This is a genomic window from Alistipes sp. DJF_B185 (assembly GCF_964250025.1).
GTDB classification, from domain to species: Bacteria; Bacteroidota; Bacteroidia; order Bacteroidales; family Rikenellaceae; genus Alistipes; species Alistipes finegoldii.
The window spans coordinates 50,062-71,280 of sequence record NZ_CAXUDY010000013.1; the positions used below are offsets into that span (position 1 = coordinate 50,062).

The 21,219-nt window shown below is 62.7% G+C and carries 16 protein-coding genes; 4 read left to right on the forward strand and 12 right to left on the reverse strand.

The features are described from left to right. Nucleotides 1-29: 29 nt before the first annotated feature. From ACESTR_RS13110 to ACESTR_RS13160, 11 genes are all read right to left on the reverse strand, one after another. Nucleotides 30-785: an RNA methyltransferase gene (locus ACESTR_RS13110; protein ID WP_014775105.1), complete on the reverse strand. Its 756-nt coding sequence runs from the start codon at nucleotides 783-785 to the stop codon at nucleotides 30-32. Beyond that, the gene (locus ACESTR_RS13115) at nucleotides 782-1,705 is read right to left on the reverse strand and encodes a ribonuclease Z (protein ID WP_014775104.1); all 924 of its coding nucleotides are present in this window, start codon (nucleotides 1,703-1,705) and stop codon (nucleotides 782-784) included. Before ACESTR_RS13115 ends, ACESTR_RS13110 begins: the two co-directional genes overlap by 4 nt. Nucleotides 1,706-1,743: 38 nt before the next feature. Then, nucleotides 1,744-2,676: a thioredoxin-disulfide reductase gene (gene trxB / locus ACESTR_RS13120; protein WP_014775103.1), complete on the reverse strand. Its 933-nt coding sequence runs from the start codon at nucleotides 2,674-2,676 to the stop codon at nucleotides 1,744-1,746. Nucleotides 2,677-2,698: 22 nt separating this feature from the next. Then, on the reverse strand, nucleotides 2,699-3,721 hold the full coding sequence (locus tag ACESTR_RS13125) for a WG repeat-containing protein (protein ID WP_014775102.1): 1,023 nt from the start codon (nucleotides 3,719-3,721) through the stop codon (nucleotides 2,699-2,701). Nucleotides 3,722-3,723: 2 nt separating this feature from the next. Beyond that, entirely contained in the window at nucleotides 3,724-4,581 is an 858-nt protein-coding gene (locus tag ACESTR_RS13130) for a vWA domain-containing protein (RefSeq protein WP_130062932.1), read from the reverse strand. Nucleotides 4,582-4,588: 7 nt separating this feature from the next. Further along, complete coding sequence (locus ACESTR_RS13135; protein WP_373179359.1) at nucleotides 4,589-6,319, reverse strand: DUF4954 family protein; 1,731 nt, start codon at nucleotides 6,317-6,319, stop codon at nucleotides 4,589-4,591. Nucleotides 6,320-6,359: 40 nt separating this feature from the next. Next, complete coding sequence (locus ACESTR_RS13140) at nucleotides 6,360-7,754, reverse strand: WG repeat-containing protein (protein ID WP_373179360.1); 1,395 nt, start codon at nucleotides 7,752-7,754, stop codon at nucleotides 6,360-6,362. Nucleotides 7,755-7,759: 5 nt separating this feature from the next. After that, nucleotides 7,760-8,782 carry a pentapeptide repeat-containing protein gene (locus ACESTR_RS13145; RefSeq protein ID WP_373179361.1) on the reverse strand — a complete coding sequence of 341 codons (1,023 nt, stop codon included), beginning with the start codon at nucleotides 8,780-8,782 and terminating at the stop codon, nucleotides 7,760-7,762. A gap of 58 nt (nucleotides 8,783-8,840) precedes the next feature. Further along, nucleotides 8,841-9,380, reverse strand: a complete 540-nt coding sequence (locus ACESTR_RS13150) for a peptidylprolyl isomerase (RefSeq protein ID WP_009596721.1) — start codon at nucleotides 9,378-9,380, stop codon at nucleotides 8,841-8,843. A 558-nt stretch (nucleotides 9,381-9,938) separates the two neighbouring features. Next, a complete protein-coding gene (gcvP, locus tag ACESTR_RS13155) occupies nucleotides 9,939-12,764 on the reverse strand; it encodes an aminomethyl-transferring glycine dehydrogenase (RefSeq protein ID WP_009596736.1) in 2,826 nt (941 codons plus the stop codon). 141 nt (nucleotides 12,765-12,905) lie between these two features. Beyond that, the gene (locus tag ACESTR_RS13160; RefSeq protein WP_195289698.1) at nucleotides 12,906-14,576 is read right to left on the reverse strand and encodes a nucleoside kinase; all 1,671 of its coding nucleotides are present in this window, start codon (nucleotides 14,574-14,576) and stop codon (nucleotides 12,906-12,908) included. A 70-nt stretch (nucleotides 14,577-14,646) separates the two neighbouring features. Between ACESTR_RS13160 and ACESTR_RS13165 the strand changes: the two genes are divergently transcribed. The 3 genes from ACESTR_RS13165 to ACESTR_RS13175 all read left to right on the forward strand — a co-directional run bounded on the left by ACESTR_RS13165 (nucleotide 14,647) and on the right by ACESTR_RS13175 (nucleotide 19,199). Then, the gene (locus tag ACESTR_RS13165; protein WP_302781343.1) at nucleotides 14,647-16,071 is read left to right on the forward strand and encodes a bifunctional metallophosphatase/5'-nucleotidase; all 1,425 of its coding nucleotides are present in this window, start codon (nucleotides 14,647-14,649) and stop codon (nucleotides 16,069-16,071) included. A gap of 334 nt (nucleotides 16,072-16,405) precedes the next feature. Next, complete coding sequence (gene rpsA / locus ACESTR_RS13170) at nucleotides 16,406-18,241, forward strand: 30S ribosomal protein S1 (protein ID WP_014775093.1); 1,836 nt, start codon at nucleotides 16,406-16,408, stop codon at nucleotides 18,239-18,241. A gap of 304 nt (nucleotides 18,242-18,545) precedes the next feature. Further along, nucleotides 18,546-19,199, forward strand: coding sequence for a DKNYY domain-containing protein (locus tag ACESTR_RS13175; protein WP_039939705.1), 654 nt, complete (start codon nucleotides 18,546-18,548; stop codon nucleotides 19,197-19,199). Between the two features lie 123 nt (nucleotides 19,200-19,322). Here ACESTR_RS13175 and ACESTR_RS13180 read toward each other — a convergent pair whose 3' ends face one another. Next, nucleotides 19,323-19,844 (reverse strand): ferritin-like domain-containing protein, encoded by a 522-nt coding sequence (locus ACESTR_RS13180; RefSeq protein WP_022043895.1) that lies wholly within the window; start codon nucleotides 19,842-19,844, stop codon nucleotides 19,323-19,325. A gap of 240 nt (nucleotides 19,845-20,084) precedes the next feature. On the opposite strand from ACESTR_RS13180, the gene ACESTR_RS13185 reads away from it, so the two are divergent. Continuing rightward, on the forward strand, nucleotides 20,085-21,005 hold the full coding sequence (locus ACESTR_RS13185) for a DMT family transporter (RefSeq protein WP_278433932.1): 921 nt from the start codon (nucleotides 20,085-20,087) through the stop codon (nucleotides 21,003-21,005). Nucleotides 21,006-21,219 lie beyond the last annotated feature (214 nt).

The window sequence follows — 21,219 nt, forward strand, 5'->3', positions numbered from 1 at the left end:
GGCAGTCTTTTATTTGTGGTGCGGCGGGCCTATTTCCCGCTTCCCATGCCTGCCCGACGCCGGAATTCCGAGCATACGATGCCCGTGGCCATCGCCACGTTGAGCGACTCCGACCCGCGGCGGTCGGCGGGGTAGGGCGGGATGAAGAGCTTGTGCGTCACGGCGCGCGCCGCGGCCTGCGAGATGCCGCGGCCTTCGTTGCCCATGACGACGACGCCCTCTTCCGTAAGCGTCGTGCCGTAGATATTCTCCCCTTCCAGAAACGTGCCGTAAACGGGCAGCCCGGCGGCTCCCGCGTCGTGCAGAAACGCTCCCAGATCGGTGTAGTGAACCCGCACCCGCAGAATCGCGCCCATCGTGGCCTGCACGACCTTCGGGTTGAAGCAGTCGGCCGAAGCCTCCGAGCAGACGATGTCGGCGATGCCGAACCAGTCGGCCAGCCGGACGATCGTGCCGAGGTTGCCGGGGTTCTGCACGTCGTCGAGCGCCAGCGTCAGCCGCCCCGCGAGCGACCGCATGTCCAGCCCGTAGCGGGGCGTCTCGACGATTGCCAGCGAGTTGGCGGCGGTTTTGAGCAGCGACAGCCGCTCCATGTCGCGCGGGGCGACGGTCTCGACCTCCGGCCCTGCGAACACGCCCTCCAGCGCGAAGATCTTGCGGACCTTCAGGTGCGAGCCGCGCAGTTCGCCGATGAGTTTCTCCCCTTCGGCCACGAACAGTCCGTGTTCCGTGCGTCCGCGTTTGTCGGCCAGCGCGCGGACGAGTTGTATTTCGGCTTTCGTCATCGTTGTTTCTCTATGGTGAAGGTGACGCCTTCGGTGGCCGGATAGGTCTCCGGGAAGATCGCGCGGGCCTCTTCGACCAATATGTTTTCGTTCTTGTAGCGGGACGAATAGTGTCCGATTATCAGCCGCTTGGCTCCGGCCTTTAGGGCGGCTTTGGCCGCGTCGGCGCTTGTCGAGTGGCCCCGCTCCTTGGCCGTTTTCTGTTCGGCGGCGGCGTAGGTCGCCTCGTGGTACATCAGGTCCGCGCCCTTGGCCAGCGTCGCGGCCTTCGCCGAGAAGTTGGTGTCCGAGAGGTAGGCGTACGACCGGGGCGCATAGGGGCGGTAGGTCAGCTCCGCGTTGGGTATGACCTCGCCCGTCGGGAGCGCGATCTCCTCGCCCCGCTTGGCGGCGGTGATCTGCGCGACCGTAAGGCCGTATTTCGCGATCTTGAACTTCTCGACGTTCAGCGGCGGCTCCTTCTCGCGGAAGAGGAATCCCGCCGTCGGCACCCGGTGGCGCAGCGGAATGCTCCACACTTCGAGCGTGCGGTTTTCCAGCAGCAGCGCGTGCTTGGTCGTGTCCACCTCGGTCCAGACCACCGGATAGGGCAGCTCGCTGTCAAAAAACCGCAGGTGGCAGGCCAGTATCTCGCCGAAAGGCGCCGGGGCGAATACCCGCAGCGGGGTTTTGCGCCCGTAGAGCGCCAGCGTCGAGATCAGCGGAAAGAGTCCGAAGACATGGTCGCCGTGCAGGTGCGAGATGAACACGGCGCGCAGTTTCAGCGGGGTGATCCCGCAGCGGATCAGCTGCTGCTGCACTCCCTCGCCCGCATCGACCAGATAGTACTGCTCGTGCACATTGACCGCTTGGGCCGACGGATGGCGGCTCAGAGTGGGCTTGGCGGAGGACGATCCGAGTATGGTGACGCTGAAACTCATGCGGGGTGCCTGTTTTTGTTCGCTCTGCGTGATTCGGTTTACTCTGCGCGGTTCAGGATGAAGCGTTCGCAGTCGATCGCCGCGATGCAGCCCGACGCCGCGGCCGTTATGGCCTGCCGGTAATGCGGGTCGCGCACGTCGCCCGCGGCAAAGACCCCTTCGATATTGGTCTTCGAGGTGCCCGCTTCCGTTTTGATGTACCCTTCCGCGTCGAGCGTCAGCTGGTCGGCGAAAAGCTCCGTATTGGGATGGTGGCCGATGGCGAGGAAGAATCCCGCTATGTCGATCCTGACCTCCTTGCCGTCGTTGCAGCGCAGCAGCGCGCCCGTCACGCCCGATTCGTCGCCCAGCACCTCGGCGGTGTTGTGGTTGAACATCACTTCGATATTGGTGGTGTTGAACACCCGCTCCTGCATGGCCTTCGAAGCGCGCAGGTGGGGCTTGCGCACGATCATGTAGACCTTGCGGCAGATCGAGGCCAGATAGGTGGCCTCCTCGCAGGCCGTGTCGCCGCCGCCGACCACGGCCACGTCCTTCTTGCGGTAGAAGAATCCGTCGCACGTGGCGCACGCGCTGACGCCCATGCCGCGGAATTTCGTTTCCGAAGGCAGGCCGAGGTATTTTGCCGATGCTCCCGTGGCGATGATGAGCGTCTCGGCCTTGATCTGCGTCGTGCCGTCGATCACCACGTGGAACGGACGCGACGAGAGGTCCACGCTCGTCACGGTTCCGATGCGGATGTCGGCTCCGAAGCGTTCGGCCTGACGGCGCATGTCGGCCATCATCTGCTGGCCGCTGACGCCGTCGGGATAGCCCGGAAAATTCTCCACGTCGGTCGTGGTCGTGAGCTGCCCGCCCGGCTCGATACCCTCGTAGAGTACGGGCCGGAGGTTGGCGCGCGAAGTATAGATAGCTGCGGTGTACCCTGCGGGGCCGCTGCCGATAATCAGGCATTTGATCGTTTCTTCCATTGTCGTATGTTTTGTGACGTTGTTATCTGCAAATTTCGGACCTGCACGGCTCCTGCCGGACAGGCTCCTGCATATCCTCCCGGCCGAACTCCGTCAGGCGGCGGCCCAGATAGTCGAACAGCGCCCAGCGTCCGCCGTGGCGGACGTGCACGATGCTGACCGCCGGGTCGTAATCGACGATTTCGTATTCGGGCGGGATGACGTAGCCTCCTTCGCGGTCGATCAGTCCCATGCCGGTCCGCGTCTGAACCTCGGCGCGGCCTTCGTGGAAGTCGCCCGCCCAGAGGAACTGCGACGGAATCACCGGGTTGTTGTCCGTATCGACGAATCCGAATCCGCCTTCGTCCTCGACGCATACCAGCCCTTCGAATACGTGGCTCGTCCAGCGGTGCCCGGTCAGCTTCCGCACCGGATTGTAGACCGCTTCGACGTCGTTTACCGACTGCCGGGGCATGGGCGCCTCGGCGATCCGGCGTTTCAGGGCCTCGAACGCCTCCGCATCGGCCCCGCCGTTTTCCGCCGCGCCTATGCGGGCGTCGTAATAACGGATCGGTATGATTCGTCCCCGGTGCCAGCGGAGGTTGCTTTCCCGGAGGTTGTTGTGCGTGAATTCCAGCTCCCGCAGGGCTTCGCGCAGCGTGTCGAGCGCCGCGAGCAGAACCGTTTTGTCCTCCGTGAGCAGCGCCTCGGCGAATTCCCGGCCCGGAAGCTGCTGCAGGACGAGTCCCGTGCGCCGCTCGTTGCCCAGCGCGTCGGTCCAGCGCATTTCCTCCGGCAGAATGCGGAATTGCGTCAGGTGTTCGGTGTTCATGCGCCGCAGGACCGAAGCCGTGCGTTCGATGCGGGGCAGTGCTGCAGGCGTCAGGGGCATGGCGGCGAGCCACCGCTCGCCGCGCCATTCGATTTCGGCTTCGGCGAACCGCGTGGTGCGTACCATGCGCGGCATGCCGTTGCAGTCGGTGACGGCGCGGGCGTCGGAGAGCGTCGCCAGCGACAGGTCGGGCGTCAGCAGCGCACGGGTGAAGTGTTGGATGGTCGCTGTCATGGCTATTCGGTTTTGACGCTGATGGAACCTATGTTGAGCATGGTGACCAGCTGGGCCGCCGATGCGTTGTAGCTCATGCCCCGGAACGGGGGCACCGCGCCGGGGCCTTTGGCTTCGCGTATGGCTTCGTTGAATACCGCCGGCATTTCGCTCGAACAGTCGTACAGCAGCGCCGCATAGCGGTTCGTGTAGTTGGCTTCGTCGGCTTCGGGAAAGAATACGTGCCGTCCGGCGTCGCCTGCGGCGATGTGGATGTTTATCAGCAGCACGTTGCCGTCGGCGGTCTCCAGCGCCTTGATCTGGTTGCATACCGCACGCAGCTCCTCGTCGTCGCAGTCGGTCGCCTCGCCGTCGGTGATGTTGAATACCACGGGCGGGAAACTCTCGGCGTTGGCCGCGCGTGCTGTCCATTCGGCGGCGATGTCGCGCACTCGGCGCAGCGCTTCGCACATGGGCGTCTGTCCTGCCGCCTGCGGCTCGATCCACGACGGTGCGGGAATCTCGCGCAGGGCGATGCTGCCGTCGGGAAGACGGTGTTCGATCACCTCCGTACGCACCGGCATCTCCCGCGCCGCGAGGGCGCTCACCGGCACCAGCTCTTCGCCGTCGGGCAGCAGCGAGCGCACCTCGTCGTCGCCCGAATAGCCGATCACGGCGATGTCGTAATAGTCGCGTATGCCGTCGCTGCGGCGGGCGCGTTCTACCAGCTCGAACAGCAGGTCGTTGGTGATGCCTGCCACCGCCTCGGCCTTGGTGAGCCTGCGTCCCCGGAAGAGGATGCTTTCGGCCATCGATCCCGAACAGTCTATGGCCAGTATGAATGCCGTGCGGTGGTTGCGTGTGATGCTTTGTGTATACATGTTGCGTCTATTTTAATCCCCGGACCGAGTAATAGTCGTCGCGTACTTCGCGCTCGTCGTCGCTGTCCAGACCGTAGCTGACGGCCATGTCGAGCGAACAGTCGCGCTCGCGGTCGGCGTCGGTCGTGCGGCGCATCGCCTCCCTTGCGTTGCGCCCCGCCTCGATCGCGTCGCCGATCTCTGCCGCGGTGGGCACGCGCCCCAGCAGCGAGGCGTAAATCCCTTCGGCCCAGCTGTGGGCGTAGTCGTCGTAATGCACGAAAAAGACCCTGAAACGGTTGTCCACCTCTTCGGGCGTTGTCAGCTCGCCGCGGTCCACGGCGTCGAGGATCGCTTCGACCTCGCGTTTGGTGACGTACTGCCCCGCCACGTCGAGCCAGCGGCCGCTGCCGTCGTAGCGTGCGGCCGATTCGCCGCGGTCGAGCATGGCGCCCAGCGCCGCGACGACGAATTTGTTGTAAAGGCCGATGCCCCGTTTGAGGGCCGCGGCGCGGATGACCGCCTTGCGGTAGACGTACGACGGCGCGTCGGGGTCCTCTTCGGCCAGCGTGTGGAGCGTGTCCACGGCCCTGAGCATCGCTTCGGTTATGTAGGGGTTGTATTCTTCGAAGTTGATGACGTCGCGTTTGCGTTCGCGGCGGTCGCGCGCCGGCCACTTCTCGATGTCGCGCACGGCGCCGTAGCTGGTGAGGTTCGCCCCCGGCATGAGCGTCGTGCGGCCCTCCTTCTCGATCAGGTAGGAGTAGGGAAACGCCGACGTGTCGTGGTGGTACGAGTGGTGCCCCATGATCATCGTGAAGGCCCCTTCGAGCGCCGGCGACATGATGTAGGCCCCGCTGGCGAACTTGCAGCCGCGCAGATGCACCGACTGGTGTACGGCGCCGCTCTTGAAGAGGTGGTTGCTCTGGTTGGAGCCGCTCCCGGCGTTGAAGAACGAGAACATGCCGGCGATCAGCAGCGACGATTTGTGGTGCGAGACGGTGTAGGGACCCGCGAAGATCGAGGCCGCCTCCCCGTTTTCGCAGTGCGAGTTTGCGAAAAAGAGCGACTCGGCTGCCGTGAAGGCCTTGTCCAGCCGGCAGCTCTCGCCCACGAAGCAGCGTTCGACGATCGACCCGTTGTCGATGTGCGCCTTCTCGGCGGCGATGAAGTCGTAGGCCTTGACGTCCACGCCGATATGCGCCCCGTCGCAGACGGTGCCGTTTTCGAGCATCGAGGCCCCGTCGATGCACACTTCGTCGCCGATGCGGACTTCGCGGATGAATTTCGCGCCTACGATGCGGGTGTTGCGGCCTACGCTGCCCATCTCTGACGCACCCGCTTCGGCATACGCCTCCACCATGCGCTCCAGCGCCGCAACGGTCTGCGGCCGGTGGCGGTAGACGGCCATCAGATAGGCTACCTGCGCCGACATCCGGTCGAATATCCTGACCGTGCGGCCCCCGCACTCGTTCATCGTCGCTACGCCCACGCCGTTGCCGAACGTGCTCCGGCGGCGGCATTCGAGAGCCATGACGCCCTCTATGAGCGCGCCCTCGCCGATCCGGTAGTTGCATACGCGCGATCGGATGATGCGCGCGCCGGAGCCGATCTCGACCGTCCCCTCCAGATGGCTTTGCAGCAGCTGGAAGGGCGTGAAATCTTCGGAGACCCTCACCTGCGACCATGCTTCGGCCGAAGATCCGAGGGATTCGGCGGCGGAAATCTCCGCCGGAGTCATATATCTGAGTTGAGGCATCGGTGTCGTATTAAGCAAATGCAAATATAACGATTTAAGGCTAAATATCAAACTCGCGGCCCTCCCGGTCGATCTCCAGCCGCCTTCCGCCGCATACGACCGGGGCGCGTCCGTTGCGGAACGGCTTCACGGCTTCGCACCCCGGACAGCTGATCCGGGTCCGGCCCGCGCCGTCGATATAGTGCCATGTCGCTCCGAGCCGTACCGCCGCCAGCCCTTCGGTGAAGTCGAATCCGCAGTCGTAGAGCGGCGGCACGACGACCTGTTCCGGCGTGCGGTAGCCCCACAGGCCGTTTTCGACGAAAAGCTCGGCCGCTTCGGCGACGGCGCCGTCCGTTGGGTCCTCTGTTGGGGCGCCTGTTGTGCTTTCTGCCGAGTCGCCCGCTGGGGCCTCTGCCGAGCCATCCGCTGGGGCGCCTGTTGGGCCGTCCGCGGAGCCGGAATTTCCGCCTGCCGTTTCTTCCGCTCCCATTGCCCGCTTTGGTCCTGTTGATCCGGCTGTTTCCCCGGATCCGGTTGTCCCTGTCGTTGCCGTATTCACTGCATTCTTCGTTTCCTCAGGTCCCGTTCTTTCATCCGTTTCCGTCGTTTCCGCCGCCAGTGCCAGCAGTTGCGGCAGCCCCGGCAGCCGGAGCGAAGGCGAACGGAGCAACCGTGCAATCCGGTACTGCGCCGCGAGTCCCCTGCGCTCGAAGAGTGCGAGCACCTCGCAGAGCGCCGCGTCGGTCCCGATCTTCTGCGGCGTGAAGAGCAGCCCGTCGGCCTCGGAATAGCGGGCGTACAGCGTCGGGTCGAGCGCCAGCGCATGCAGTGCCGTGGAGATCAGGGCCGCCGGATAGTCGTCGAGCGAAGCGTCGAAATCCCGCACCGTGCGCGCGGGATGCTGGAAAGCCGCCGTGCCCAGCTCCGGGCTGTGCCGGCCTGCGAAAGCGGGCAGAAACATGGCGTCGAAATCGATCAGGTGGAGCCGTCCCCGGTTGTCCGCGACGATGTTTTCGGGTTTCAGGTCGCCGTGCGCCCAGTCGTCCGCCGTGAGCGCCGCGGCCATGCGGTCGAATGCGGCGGCAAATCTCCTCAGCCGCGCCGTGTCGCCCGTCTCGGCGGCTGCGGCGACCGCTTCGTGAAGCGTCACGCCTTCGATCCAGTCGCTCAGCACCACATCCACCCAGACGCCGCCTGCGGGCGAGGTGTAGATGAAAAGCTCCTGCGGCAGCAGCTTCTCGCCGTAGATTTCCGCCAGATGGCGCGGATGGTGCATGTAACAGCGCAGCGAGCGGACGCGGCCTTCGCAGCGGATGCGGAATACGACGGCGCTGTTGCCTGCCGAGTAACATATGCGCCCCTTTCCGTCGCGGCACACCTCGATCTCGCCCAGCGTCCGGGTGAGGCCGTGCGTATCGGCCAGCGTGGTCAGGTATTGGCGCAGTGTGAACACGGCTTTTACTGATTGCGTATCTTGTTGCCGAGGATGAAGCCGAAGATACCGGTGAGCAGGATGCCGATCGTCGTCTGGACGACGTTGAGCATGTCTACCAGCGGGGATATGCCGCTGAGCTGCTCCGAACCGACGCCCGCCATGTTCTTCAGACTGATCCAGAAGGCCTGCAGGTAGGAGGGCAGCGAAGCGTTTCCCTGAAAGACGTAGGCGAAGAAGAGCACCAGCACCACGTAGGTCGTGACCATGCGGAAGAGACTCTCGCCGTAGCCGAACATGATGTCCATCAGCGTATTGGTCGCTATTTTCCATGCCAGCTGGGGTTTGCGCGACAGCGGTGCGCCGCGCCAGTCGGCCAGCATGCGCCGGCGTTCCATGCGGCGGCCCTTCACGTAGGCCCAGTTCGCGTCGCGCAGAAATCCGATGCCCGTCCACAAGCCGTTGAAGTTCTTGTATATCTCCTCGGCGTCGGCCCAGCGGGCGTGCAGCGCCGCATCGGGACTCCACGCCGACTGCTCGGCGCGGTCGTTCCGGCGGACTCCCGTGCCGGAGGTGTTCCATTCGATCAGAAACTGCCTGTAGGCGTCGAGGTCCTGCTGGAGCAGCCTGCCGCCGGCGATGTTTTCGCGGCGTATGTTCACCCCTTCGCCGAAGTAGGCGTAGTAGAGGCTCGTCTCTCCGATCCGAGCCTTGCGCATGATGACGATTCCGGTGAGCATGGCGCGGTAAAGGTCGCAGAACCGGATTTCGGCCTCTTCGAAAGTGGCCCTTTCGATCTCGCAGTAGCGGAAGTCGCTCCATGCGATCTTCGCCCTGCGGAAGCGGCAGTTGCGCAGCGCGGCCTTGCGGAAGGAGACGCGCTCCATCCCGCAGCCGTCGAAATTGCACTCCGTGAGCGTGCATTCGTCGAATGTCACGTTTTCCACACGGCAGCCTTTGAAATCGATGTTCTTCAATTCGCGGCCCGTCAGGTCGAGGTCCCGTACGGCGCCGCTGCCGATCATTTTCAGCAGTTCGGTCTGGGTCATGGCAGAGTCGGTTTCGGGGTTTTAAAAAAGCGGGGCTTCTGCAAGTCCCGCTTTTCTGTCAGTGGCAGTCGCAGTGCCCTTTTTCGTGGTCGCAACCGCCGCCGCAGTCGTCTCCGCACTCTCCGCACGAGCAGCCGCCCTGCAGGTCTTCGGGCGTTACGTCGCGCACCGATACGATCTCGACGTCGAAGTTGAGCGTCTTGCCGGCCATCGGGTGGTTGAAGTCCATTTTCACGGTCTCCTCGCCGACCTCCTTGACGATGCCCATCATGCGGTTGCCCTGATTGTCGCTCATCGGAACCTGCGAACCCACGAAGAGGATGTCCTCGGCGAGTTTGCCGTCCACCATGAATATGTTTTTGGGCAGGTCTACCACGGCGTCGGCGATCAGTTCGCCGTAACCGTCCTTCGGCTCAAGGGTAAACGAGACGGCTTCGCCGACCTCCTTGCCCAGAATCGCCTCTTCGAATTTGGGGAGCAGCATGCCTGTTCCGAAGATAAATTCGAGCGGCTGGCCCGGACGCGACTGGTCTGCGATCTGTCCGTCGACGGTGAGCTTGTAGTCCACGCCGACCATTTTGTTCTGTTCTACTTTCATAATAATTCGTTAAAAAATGTTTTTTTCGTTTTCGTTGTTCCCGCCGGGTATTTCCGCCCGTTGTTCCCGGTCTGCGTTGCCGCCCGGATTTCCGCCCGGCATTCCCTCCGGCGGTGCTTGGCTCGCGGAACGTTTCCGCGCTCCGTCTGCCTTTGGGGGCTTGTCCGTTTTTGCCGGCGTTTCTGCCTTGCGGCCCTTCTCCGCGTTTCCGTCCGGCATTTCCGCCCGGCGTTTGGGTCTGCGCTACCGCCTGTTATTCCCGGTCTGCGTTCCCGCCCGGCATTTCCCTCCGGCGGGGCTTGGCTCGCGGAGCGTTTCCGCGCTCCGCCTGCCTTTGGGGGCTTGTCCGCTTCTGCACGGCTTGTTTTCTGCATGCGGTTACTTCCGCATACGGCAAAAAACGCGCCTGCCGGAATCCGGACGTTGGCTTGCAGCGCTGCGGCGCCTGCCGCCGGGACCGTTCTTTCGAACCGGCCGGCGGCTCCGTCAGCGGCGGAATCCGCGCCGTACGGGCTGCAAAGTTACATATAATTCCTTAATAATCGCGGCTTTCACGATTTATTCGCAATTCCTGCAGCAGAGGTTGCGGTCTCCGTAGCCGGCGTCGATCTTCGAAACATAGGGGAAGAACTTCGCTTGGCGCACCCATTCGAGCGGGAAGACCGCCTGCTGACGGGTGTAGGGATGCGGCCACTCGCCCGCGATCTCCACGGCCGTGTGGGGCGCATTGACCACCACGTTGTCGGGCTGTCCGACGGCCGCTTCGCACTCGCGCTTGATCGACACGAGGGCTTCGATGAAGCGGTCCATTTCGGCTTTCGGCTCCGATTCGGTCGGCTCGACCATCAGTGTCTCGTGCACGGGGAACGAGAGCGTCGGGGCATGGAATCCGTAGTCCATCAGCCGGTGGGCGATGTCGCCGCAGTCGATGTTGTAGTCCTTCTTGAAGTTGGTCAGGTCGAGGATCATCTCGTGACCCACGCGGCCCGTCTCGCCCGAATAGTAGGTCCTGAACTCCGATGCGAGCGCGGCGGACATGTAGTTGGCGTTGACGATCGCCATTTCCGTAGCGCGGCGCAGTCCGGCTTCACCCAGCATCTTGATATAACCGTAGGTTATGGGCAGCAGCAGTGCGGAGCCCCAAGGAGCCGATGCCACGGCGGTGATGCCTTCGTCGCCGCCCGTCGCCATAACCGAATGCGAGGGGAGGAAGGCTTTGAGGTGCTCGGCGACGCAGATCGGACCCACGCCCGGACCGCCGCCGCCGTGGGGCATGGCGAAGGTCTTGTGCAGGTTGAGGTGGCAGACGTCGGCGCCGATGTAGCCCGGATTGGTCAGGCCCACCTGCGCGTTCATGTTGGCGCCGTCCATGTAGACCTGTCCGCCCGCGTCGTGTACGGCGTCCACGATTTCGCGGATGCGGCTTTCGAACACCCCGTGCGTCGAGGGATAGGTCACCATCAGGCCGCACAACTCCGAACTGTACTCCTTGGCCTTGGCTTCGAGGTCCTCCACGTCGATGTTGCCGTTGGCGTCGCACGCCACGGTGACGATCTTCATGCCCGCCATGGCGGCCGACGCGGGGTTGGTGCCGTGGGCCGACGCCGGGATCAGCACGACGTTGCGGTAGCCCTGTCCGCGGCTCTGGTGGTAGGCGCGGATCACCATCAGCCCCGTGTACTCGCCCGCCGCGCCCGAATTGGGCTGCAGCGACGAGGCCGCGAAGCCCGTGATCGTCGCCAGATCGTTTTCCAACTCCGTGATCAACTGCATGTAACCCTCGGCCTGATCCGCCGGGGCGAAGGGGTGCATGTTCTGGAAGCCGGCCAGCGAAAGGGGCTGCATGAGCGCCGCGGCGTTGAGCTTCATGGTGCACGAACCTAAAGAGATCATCGAGTTGGCCAGCGATATGTCGCGCAGTTCCAGTTGTTTGATGTAGCGCATCAGGGCGCTTTCCGAACGGTAGGCGTTGAAGACCGGTTCGGTCAGGTAGGCCGAACGGCGGCGCAGACCGGCCGGGACGTTGCTTTCGGTGACGGGCTTTACGGCCTTGGCTTTCTTGCCTTTGGCGGCGGCGAAGATGCGGATGACCTCGGCGATCTCCTCCGGAGTCGTGACTTCGTCGAACGACATGCGCACCGAACCTTCGGTCGGGTAGAAGAAGTTGATGCCGCTTTCGAGCGCCAGCGACTGTACGACGGCGGCTTCGGCGGCGACTTCGAGCGTGTCGAAATAGGCCGTTGCGGCGAGTTTGTAGTCCATCGCTTCGAGCGCCTTGGCTACCGTCGCGGCGGCCAGATGGGCCGTGTCGGCGGCGCGCTTCAGCCCTTCGGGACCGTTGTAGACGCAGTAGAAGCCCACCATCGAGGCCATCAGCGCCGAGGCGGTGCAGATGTTCGACGTGGCGCGCTCGCGCTTGATGTGCTGTTCGCGCATCTGGAGCGCCATGCGCAGCGCCCGGTTGCCCAGACGGTCCACCGAGACGCCGATGATGCGGCCCGGCATGTTGCGCTTGAAGGCTTCGCGCGTGGTCATGTAGCCCGCGCTTGGACCGCCCAGCCCCATCGGGGTGCCCAGACGCTGGGTCGAGCCGACGGCGATGTCGGCGCCCCATTCGCCGGGGGCTTTCAGAAGCGCCAGCGCCAGCAGGTCGGCGACGGCCGTGACCAGCGCGCCCTTGGCGTGGGCGGCGGCCGTGAAGTCCGCGTAGTCGCGCACGGCGCCGTTGGCGGCCGGATACTGGACGATGGCGCCGAACTCCTTGCCCGTGAAGCTGTATTCGTCGTATTCGTCGACGATCAGTTCGATGCCGAAGGGTTCGCTGCGGGTGAGCAGCACGTCGAGCGTCTGCGGGAAGATGTTGCGGTCGACGAAGAGCTGGTTGCGGCCCTCCTTGACGGCTTCGCGCGAGCGCAGGGCGAACATCATCAGCATCGCTTCGGCGGCGGCGGTAGCCTCGTCCAGCAGCGAGCAGTTGCCGATCTCCATGCCCGTGAGCGAGATCACGGCGGTCTGGAAGTTCAGCAGCGCTTCGAGACGGCCCTGCGAAATCTCGGCCTGATAGGGCGTATAGGAGGTGTACCACGCGGGATTCTCGAAGACGTTGCGCGTGACGGCGGCGGGAACCGCGCAGGGGTAGTAGCCCATGCCGATGAACGACCGCAGGCAGCGGTTGCGCTCGGCCAGCGCGCGGATGTGGCCTGCGAATTCGTACTCGCTCATGCCCTCCGCGGGCAGCGCGAGCGGTTTCTTGAGCCGGATGGAGTGCGGAATGACCTGCGAGATCAGCTCGTCGACCGACTTGACGCCGATCGTTTCGAGCATGGCTTTGAGCTCCTTTTCGTTGCTGACGCCGATGTGGCGTTCGGAAAATTTGTCGAACATATCTGTTAGTTGTATGAAGTTATGGGGACTTGGCGCCGCAGTGCGGCGGAATTATCGTTTCGGGGCCGGGTCGGAACCGGGCGGTCGTTTATTGTCTTGCATGGTTTGCGTCCGGGTGACGCCGGGGCGTGCGGACGATTCTCAATATTGAAAACTGCTGCCGCCGATGAATTCGCGCAGGATCGAGGTGGGCGGAATCTCGTCGGGCGGAATGGGGATGAAGTTGTCGAGGAACTTCAGCATGCGGCGCGCTTCGTCGTATTCGGGTACCGTGTCGGGCACTTCGCGGAGGATTTTCTCGGCGAAGGGGCGCAGGACCGAAATCTCGTAGAAGAGCGACGAGTTGAGCATGACGTCGGCGTTCTCCTGATAGGGGAAGATGTGCTTCTCCTCGCCGCGGCGGACCGAGGCCCAGCGCGAGAGCGTGGCCAGCGCGTCGGCGCCCCGCTGCCGGTAGTCGCGCGTCAGGCGGCGCAGCAGGCGGTTGTCGGTGGTGGCGATGCGCGAGAGGTTGTCCATGGCCACCGACGTGAAGCAGGAGATGTAGATGCGGAACTTTTGCTCTTCGGGAACGCCCGGCGTGAGACGGGGATTGAGTCCGTGGATGCCCTCGACGATCAGAATCGAACGTTCGTCGAGCGTCAGCGGGTCGTTGTGCTGCATGCGGCGTCCCGTGATGAAGTTGTAGCGCGGAATATCGACGCTCTCGCCGCGCATCAGGCGGCGAAGGTGGTCGTTGAACAGTTCGAGGTCGATGGCTTCGAGCGCTTCGTAGTCATACTCGCCGTCGGCGTCCTTCGGGGTCTTTTCGCGGTCCACGAAGTAGTCGTCGAGCGAGATCAGCACCGGTTTCAGCCCCAGCACGCCCAGCTGGATGCCCAGCCGCTTGGCCGAGGTGGTCTTGCCGCTCGACGAAGGACCGGAGATAAGCACGATGCGCACGCCGCGCGAGAGGTTGGCGTCGTAGATGGTGTCGGCGACCCATGCGAATTTGCGTTCGTGGAACGCTTCGGCGAGTTTTATCATGCCGCCGGCGTCGCCCGCGAGCACCTTCGAATTGACGTCGCCCACGGTGGGGACGCCCATGATCCGGACCCATGACTGGTACTCCTGAAAAATGCCGAACATCTTCTCCTGCTGGACGTTCTTGTTGAGCACGCCGGGGTTCGTCCGCAGGGGCAGGGCCAGATAGAAGCCCTTGTAGTAGGGTTCGATGCAGAAGCGGTCGATGTAGCCCGTCGAGGGGGCCAGCGCCCCGTAGAAGTAGCCGGCCGTGCCGTCCAGCGTGTACAGGTCGCTGTAGAGCCGCGGACGGGTGTCGAGCAGCGCCGTCTTGTCGTCGAAGCCCTGTTCGGCGTAGATGGCGCGGAGCTCGCTCGTGAGCACCTTGGTGCGCTCGATGGGGAGGTTCTGCGCCACCACTTCGCGCATGTGCCCTTCGAGCGCTGCGGCCTGTTCGTGGGTGAACTCGTCGAGCCCTTCGAGCTCGCAGTAGAAGCCGCTCTGGCCCATCGAGTGGCGGATATGGAGCGTATGTCCCGGAAAGAGCGTGCGTGCGGCCTTCTGGAGGATGAACCACGAGGTGCGCTGGTAGACGCGGATGCCCGCGAAGTCGGTGATGTCCACGAAGCGGACCGTCACCGGGGTATATATTTTGTAGTTGAGCTCTTTGATGCGGTTGTTCACGAACGCCGCGAGGAACGGGTAGCGTCCCGGCGTCAGCCGTGCGGCCACGTCGGAGAGCGGGGTGCCCATCGCCACCCGGATCGGACCTCCGAGGTTGTCGCATATGACTTTGATGCTGTCTGCCATAAGTTTTTCTGCTGAATGAAGTGTAAAGATATGAATTATTTGTAACTTTGACAAACTCAAAAACGATATTATGGAAAGAATACTCCGCACGGTTCTGATCGTCACGGCGGCGCTCGCGGCGGCCTGCGCCCCCCGCGAGCGGACGCTCGTTTTGCTGTCGACGAACGACATGCACGCCAAAATCCGGAACTTCCCGCGTCTGGCGGCGGCCGTCGAGGCGTGCCGCGACACGGCGCAGCTGGTGGTGCTGGTCGATGCCGGCGACCGCTGGACGGGCAACGCCTACGTAGACCGGGCGGCGACGCCGGGGATGCCGATGATCGCGCTGATGAACAGGCTGGGGTATGACGTGGCGACGCTCGGCAACCACGAATTCGACCACGGGCAGGCCTTTCTGGGCCGGATGATAGACAGCATGGATTTCGAGGTGGTGTGCGCCAATGTAGTGAGCGACACTTGCACCTTTCCTCCGCTGCCGCCTTATACGGTGCTCGAAGAGGGCGGATTCCGCATCGGATTCGTCGGCGTGGTGACCAACTACGAGGGGCCGGAGCATCCGGCGGGCAATGCGTCGAGCTTCGCGGGGCTGACCTTTCCCGATCCGCAGCGGATGGCGTTGAAATACGCCGCCGAGCTGCGCCCGAAGTGCGACGTGCTGGTGCTCGTTTCGCACATGGGCGACGACCGCGACCGGGAACTGCTCGCCGGGGGCGCTTCGCAGTACGACGTGGTGATCGGCGGGCACACGCACGAGGAGGTCGATACGCTGATCGGCGGCACGCTGCTCACGCAGACGGGGAAGGATCTGCGGAACATAGGCGTCACGACGATACGCATGAAGGGCAGGAAGGTCGCCGGCGTGGATTTCCGGCTCGTGCCGCTGGCCGGTTACGAGCCTGATCCGGTTTTCCAGAAGCAGGTGGACGCCTGTTACGCCAATCCGGAGCTGAACAGACCGATGGGCGAGTTCGGGAACGCCGCGAACAAGTGGGGGCTGGCGAACTGGATGGCCGGGGCGGTGGCCGACGGGATCGACGCCGAGATCGGATTCTACCACATCGGGGGCGTGCGGCTCGACTCGATTCCCGCGGGCGGCGTGAGCGCGGCCAGCGTATACGGGCTGGAGCCGTTCGGGACGCTGGTGGCCGAGATGAAGATGACGCCGGCGGATATGCGGAGGATGATCGTTTCGAAATACAACGATCCGGTGAACGTCAAGGAGGCGCACCGCATCGACCTGATTTCGACAACGCCCTATGTGATCGTTACCGATCAGGCGGACAATGCGCTCGACGTGGAGTTCCCCAAGTTGCGCGAAGGGAAGGTCTACACGGTCGCCGTCAGCGATTACGTCTACAAGAATTACAACGACCTGAATTACACCGACGGCAAGATTACCGAGGAGGATGTGACCGGGCTTCTGCTCGAAGAGCTGGAGGAGGACTCTCCGCTCCGGATCGACAATACGCCGCGGCAGCGGGTGCGGCGGAAGTAGGCCTGCGGACGGGACGGCCTGCGTCCGGACGGAACAGTGGTTTGTGACCGGGGCCTGCGACGGGCGGGAAAAGCATTTGCGGCTGTGTCCCGGCTGCGCGACCGGTCGGCCGGAAAGTGTGCGGGCGCGGCGGCGGAGTCGTCCGGGGCGTGCCCGCGGTCGGAAGGTGTAAAAAACTGTCGGTAAGCGATTTTTTGCGCTCAATCTTTCATTTTTTCAGTTGAAAAGAGTATCTTTGCACTCCCCGTATGCGCGCACGAGGCGCGGATGAGGGGCTATGAATTTCATTATTAATCATTTAACGAGCGATTGTATCGCACAAAGTATTTCCGTTATGGAAGAAACGAAAACTGTAGTCGCAAACGAGAATTTCGACTGGAACGCATTTGAAAACGATCTGGGCGTCTATTCGCAGCCCAAGGAGGAGATTGCCGAAGCGTATGACAAGACGCTTTCGAACGTCAATGTCGGCGAAGTCGTGGAAGGTACCGTAACCGGCATAACCAAGCGTGAGGTTCTTGTGAACATCGGCTACAAAAGCGAGGGCGTCATCCCCGTTTCCGAGTTCCGTTACAACCCCGATCTGGCGGTGGGCGACAAAATCGAAGTGTATGTCGAGTCGGCCGAGGACAAGAACGGCCAGCTGGCCCTTTCGCACAAGAAGGCCCGTCAGCTCAAGTCGTGGGACCGTGTGAACGAGGCCCTCGAAAAGGACGAAATCATCAAGGGTTACATCAAGTGCCGCACCAAGGGCGGTATGATCGTAGACGTATTCGGCATCGAGGCGTTCCTGCCCGGTTCGCAGATCGACGTGAAGCCGATCCGCGACTACGACGTATACGTGGACAAGACCATGGAATTCAAGGTCGTCAAGATCAATCAGGAGTTCCGCAACGTGGTCGTTTCGCACAAGGCGCTCATCGAGGCCGAGCTTGAGGCCCAGAAGCAGGTCATCATGTCGAAACTCGAAAAGGGCCAGATTCTCGAAGGTACCGTCAAGAACATCACTTCGTACGGCGTATTCGTCGATCTGGGCGGTGTGGACGGTCTGATCCACATCACGGACCTTTCGTGGGGCCGCGTGAACCATCCCGAAGAGATCGTGGCGCTCGACCAGAAGATTCAGGTCGTGATCCTCGACTTCGACGACGCCAAGAAGCGTATCGCACTGGGTCTGAAGCAGCTTACGGCTCATCCGTGGGAGGCGCTCGACCAGAACCTCAAGGTCGGCGACAAGGTCAAGGGCCGCGTGGTCGTGATGGCCGATTACGGCGCGTTCGTGGAGATCGCTCCCGGCGTGGAGGGTCTGATCCACGTGTCGGAGATGTCGTGGAGCCAGCACCTGCGTTCGGCGCAGGAGTTCATGAAGGTCGGCGACGAGGTCGAGGCCGTTATCCTGACGCTCGACCGTGAGGAGCGCAAGATGTCGCTCGGCATCAAGCAGCTTACGCCCGATCCGTGGGAGAATATCGAAACCAAATATCCCGTCGGCACGAAGTGCACGGCCAAGGTTCGCAACTTCACCAACTTCGGTATTTTCGTAGAGATCGAGGAGGGTATCGACGGCCTGATCCACATTTCGGACCTGAGCTGGACCAAGAAGGTGAAGCACCCCGGCGAATTCACGTCGGTAGGCGCGGATATCGAGGTCGTGGTGCTGGAGATCGACAAGGAGAACCGTCGTCTGTCGCTGGGCCACAAGCAGCTGGAGGAGAACCCGTGGAACGAGTTCGAAAACCAGTTCTCGGTGGACAGCATCCACGAGGGTACGATTACCGAGATGACCGACAAGGGCGCAGTTGTCGCTCTGGGCGAGAACATCGAGGGCTTCTGCCCCGCACGCCAGCTCACCAAGGAGGACGGCACCACGCCGAAGGCCGGCGACAAGCTCGACTTCAAGGTGATCGAGTTCTCGAAGGCTACCAAGCGTATCACCCTTTCGCACGTTCGTACGTACGAGGAGGCCAAGCGCGCCGAAGTTGCAGCCGAGAAAGCTGAGAAGCGTGCCGCTGCCGACGCAACCAAATCGACCGTGAAGAAGATCAACGCTTCGGTCGAGAAGACGACGCTGGGCGATATCGCAGGTTTGGCCGCTCTGAAGAGCGCCATGGAGGCTGCCGAGGCGAAGAACGCCAAGAAAGCCGCTGCCAAGGAGGAGACCGAGGAGTAATCCCCGGAAGAGAGGGCGGAGCGGTTGCGTTCCGTCCGATATAGGCGAAAGTCCGCAGGTGCGAGCCTGCGGACTTTTTTTGTCGGGGGGGGCGGCGGTTGTGAGAAGACGGTTTCCGGTCGTTCGGAAGTCTCTCGTCGTTCGGAAGTCTCTCGTCGTTCGGACATCTCTCGTCAGTCGAAAGTCTCTCGATGGCTGCGAATCGGTGGCGGCGGGTGAATTTTCCGGCGGATTTTTTTTGGCGCGGCGCAATAAGCGGGTATATTTGGGGTTTGAATAGTAAAAACTAACTGACGACTGTATTATGAAAAAAATGATAGTGGTTTTGCTGTCCGCCTTCGCGCTTCTGTCGGGCGGGGATGCGTGTTTCGCTCAGGTGAGCGCTGCCCGGCACGGCGGCGTGCATCCGGGGCGGGACAGAAGGCCCGAAGGGTATTCCAAGGACAGCTGGACGGTTTATTACCGCGGACTGAAGGTCGAGGGGGCTTCGGCTTCGTCGTTCGTCGATCTGGGGGACGGCTACGGCAAGGACAACTGGAAGGTGTTTTACTGCGGTGAAGAGGTAAAGGGCGCTTCGGCTTCGTCGTTCGAGAGTCTGGGAAAGGGACGCGGCAGGGATAATTGGAATACCTATCTGTACGGGGAGCGGCAGCGTGCGAATGCGAAGATGACCCGGACGCTGGGCGGCGGCTATTCCAAAGACAGCTGGACGGTCTATTACCGGGAGCGCGAGGTGGAAGGGGCTGCGGCCGGTTCGTTCGTCAGTCTCGGCGGGGGATACGGAAAGGATGCGTGGACGGTGTTTTTTCAGGGCCGCAAAGTCGGCGGCGCATCGGCTTCGTCGTTCGAAAATATCGGCAAAGGGTATGGAAAGGATGCGTGGAGCGTCTATTACCGGGGCGAAAAGATCGACGGCGCGTCTCCGGCCACGTTCGAAGTCCCTTCGCAGCGGCGGTGACGGCCCGACGCAGTGACCGGGAAAGGCCCGGAAGCGATTTTCCCCTGCCGCAGATCGTTGCGGCAGGGGAAAATCGTTGTAATCGGATCGAAGCTCCGGCCTTTCCGGCCCGGAGGGCGGGCATTATTCGGCCACGGCCATTTCGTTCACATCCTCTTCGGCCAGACACGAGAGCAGCGAGTCGGTGGAGACCTCCTCTTTGAGGATCATGCCCAGTTCGCGGGCGATTTCGGTCTCGCCCATCATCTCGGCGAAGACTTTCAGCGAGCCGTACGAGGCGATCTCGTAATGTTCGGCTTTCTGGGCGGCCAGAATAAGGCCCGCATCCCGCGTATAGGAGTCTTTCCGGGTGTCCTCGATCATGCTTTCGGCCTCGGAGACAAGTCCTTCCATGGCTTCGCACTTCTTGGCCTGCGGGGTTTTGCCCAGCAGTTCGAAAACCCGCTTCAGCCGTTCGATCTGGCCTGCGGTCTCCTCGATGTGTTTCTCGAATGCGGCGGCCAGCTTCGGGCTGGTGGCGGCCTTTCTCATCTTTTTGAGTCCGGACGAAAGGTGTTTCTCGGCCCAGTAGACGTCTTTGATCTGGTCGAGGAAGAATTCACGGAAGTGGGGCGAATCGGTGTTTTTGTTTTTCTTGGTGTTCATAACGTTTCGTTTTAAAGTTTTTAATGTGCAAGGGGGCTGCGATTGCAGCAAAATCGGTCTTTTAAAAAACAACTTCCATGCCAGCCCTCTCCGGCGCAGCACTTCGGAGGAGGTGCGGAGCGGGGCGCGTCGTCCGACGGACGGCCTTTGGACGGTGCTGCGGGCGGCATGGCCGCGAAGGAGACGGGACGGGAGGACGGGCATTGTTTTTGTTTTTGGGCGGGATAAACCCCGAAACGGATGAACAGATTCAAACCCCATATCGCCCTGCTGATTTGCAATATCGTATGGGCCATGGACTACCCTTTTTACAATATCGTGCTGCCGCGTTACGTCCATCCGATGGCGATGGTCTCCGGGTCGCTGATCGCGACGGCGCTCTTCTCGCTGGTGCCGCTGTTGTGGCAGAAGGCCGAAAAGGTCGAGAAGGCCGACGTGCGGAAGCTGATCGGCGCCGCGCTGCTGATCGGCGTCCTGCGCAAGGTGTTCATCATGTACGGCCTTTCGATGACTTCGCCCATCGACGGTTCGATCATCGATACCATCGTGCCGCTGCTGGTGCTGCTGCTCTCGGTGCTGCTGGGGATGGACCGTTTCACGAAATTGAAGATCGCGGGGCTGGTGCTCGGCATGGCGGGAGCCGTGGCCGTGGTGCTGGCGGGCGCGTCGTCGTCGCACCAGCATTCGCACCTCTGGGGCAACGTGATGATTCTGCTCTGCGCCTGCGTTACGTCGCTCTACATGGTGTGGTTCAAGCGGCTGATCGCCAAATACCGGATTACGACCGTGCTGAGGTGGCTTTACTGCGTGGCGGCGGTCGCCGCCCTGCCGTTCGGCCTTAAAGAGATCGTTCATACGGATTACACCGCCATTGCGAAGCATGCGCTTTTCCCGACGCTGTTCGTGCTGACAGTGCCGACCTATCTGCCCAACCTGATGCTCAACTATGCGCTGAAGAGCGTGCCCGCGACGGTGTCGAGCATATACACCTATTTGCAGCCCGTGCTGGCGATCGCCATTTCGGTGGGCATGGGACTTGACAAACTGCACGCCGACACGGTGATTTTCGCCTTGGTGATCTTCGTCGGGGTGGGGCTGGTGCTCCGCTCCTACTCGGTGCCGTCGCGGCATGTAGATCCGCCGACGGCCGCGCCGCATTAGGGCGCAGACGGTTACGGTGTGGCCGGGGCTCCGGATGGCGCCCGAAGTGAAATTCGGTGGAAGGTGAAGGGGAATTTGGGGAGTGTAGAGAGACGGATGCGGAAAGAGATGCGAAATGCCGGGGCGGAGCCGGGAACTGCCCGAAATGGAAAAGGAGCGCCGGGGGGGGGGGGGGGGGGGGGGGGGGGGGGGGGGGGGGGGGGGGGGGGGGGGG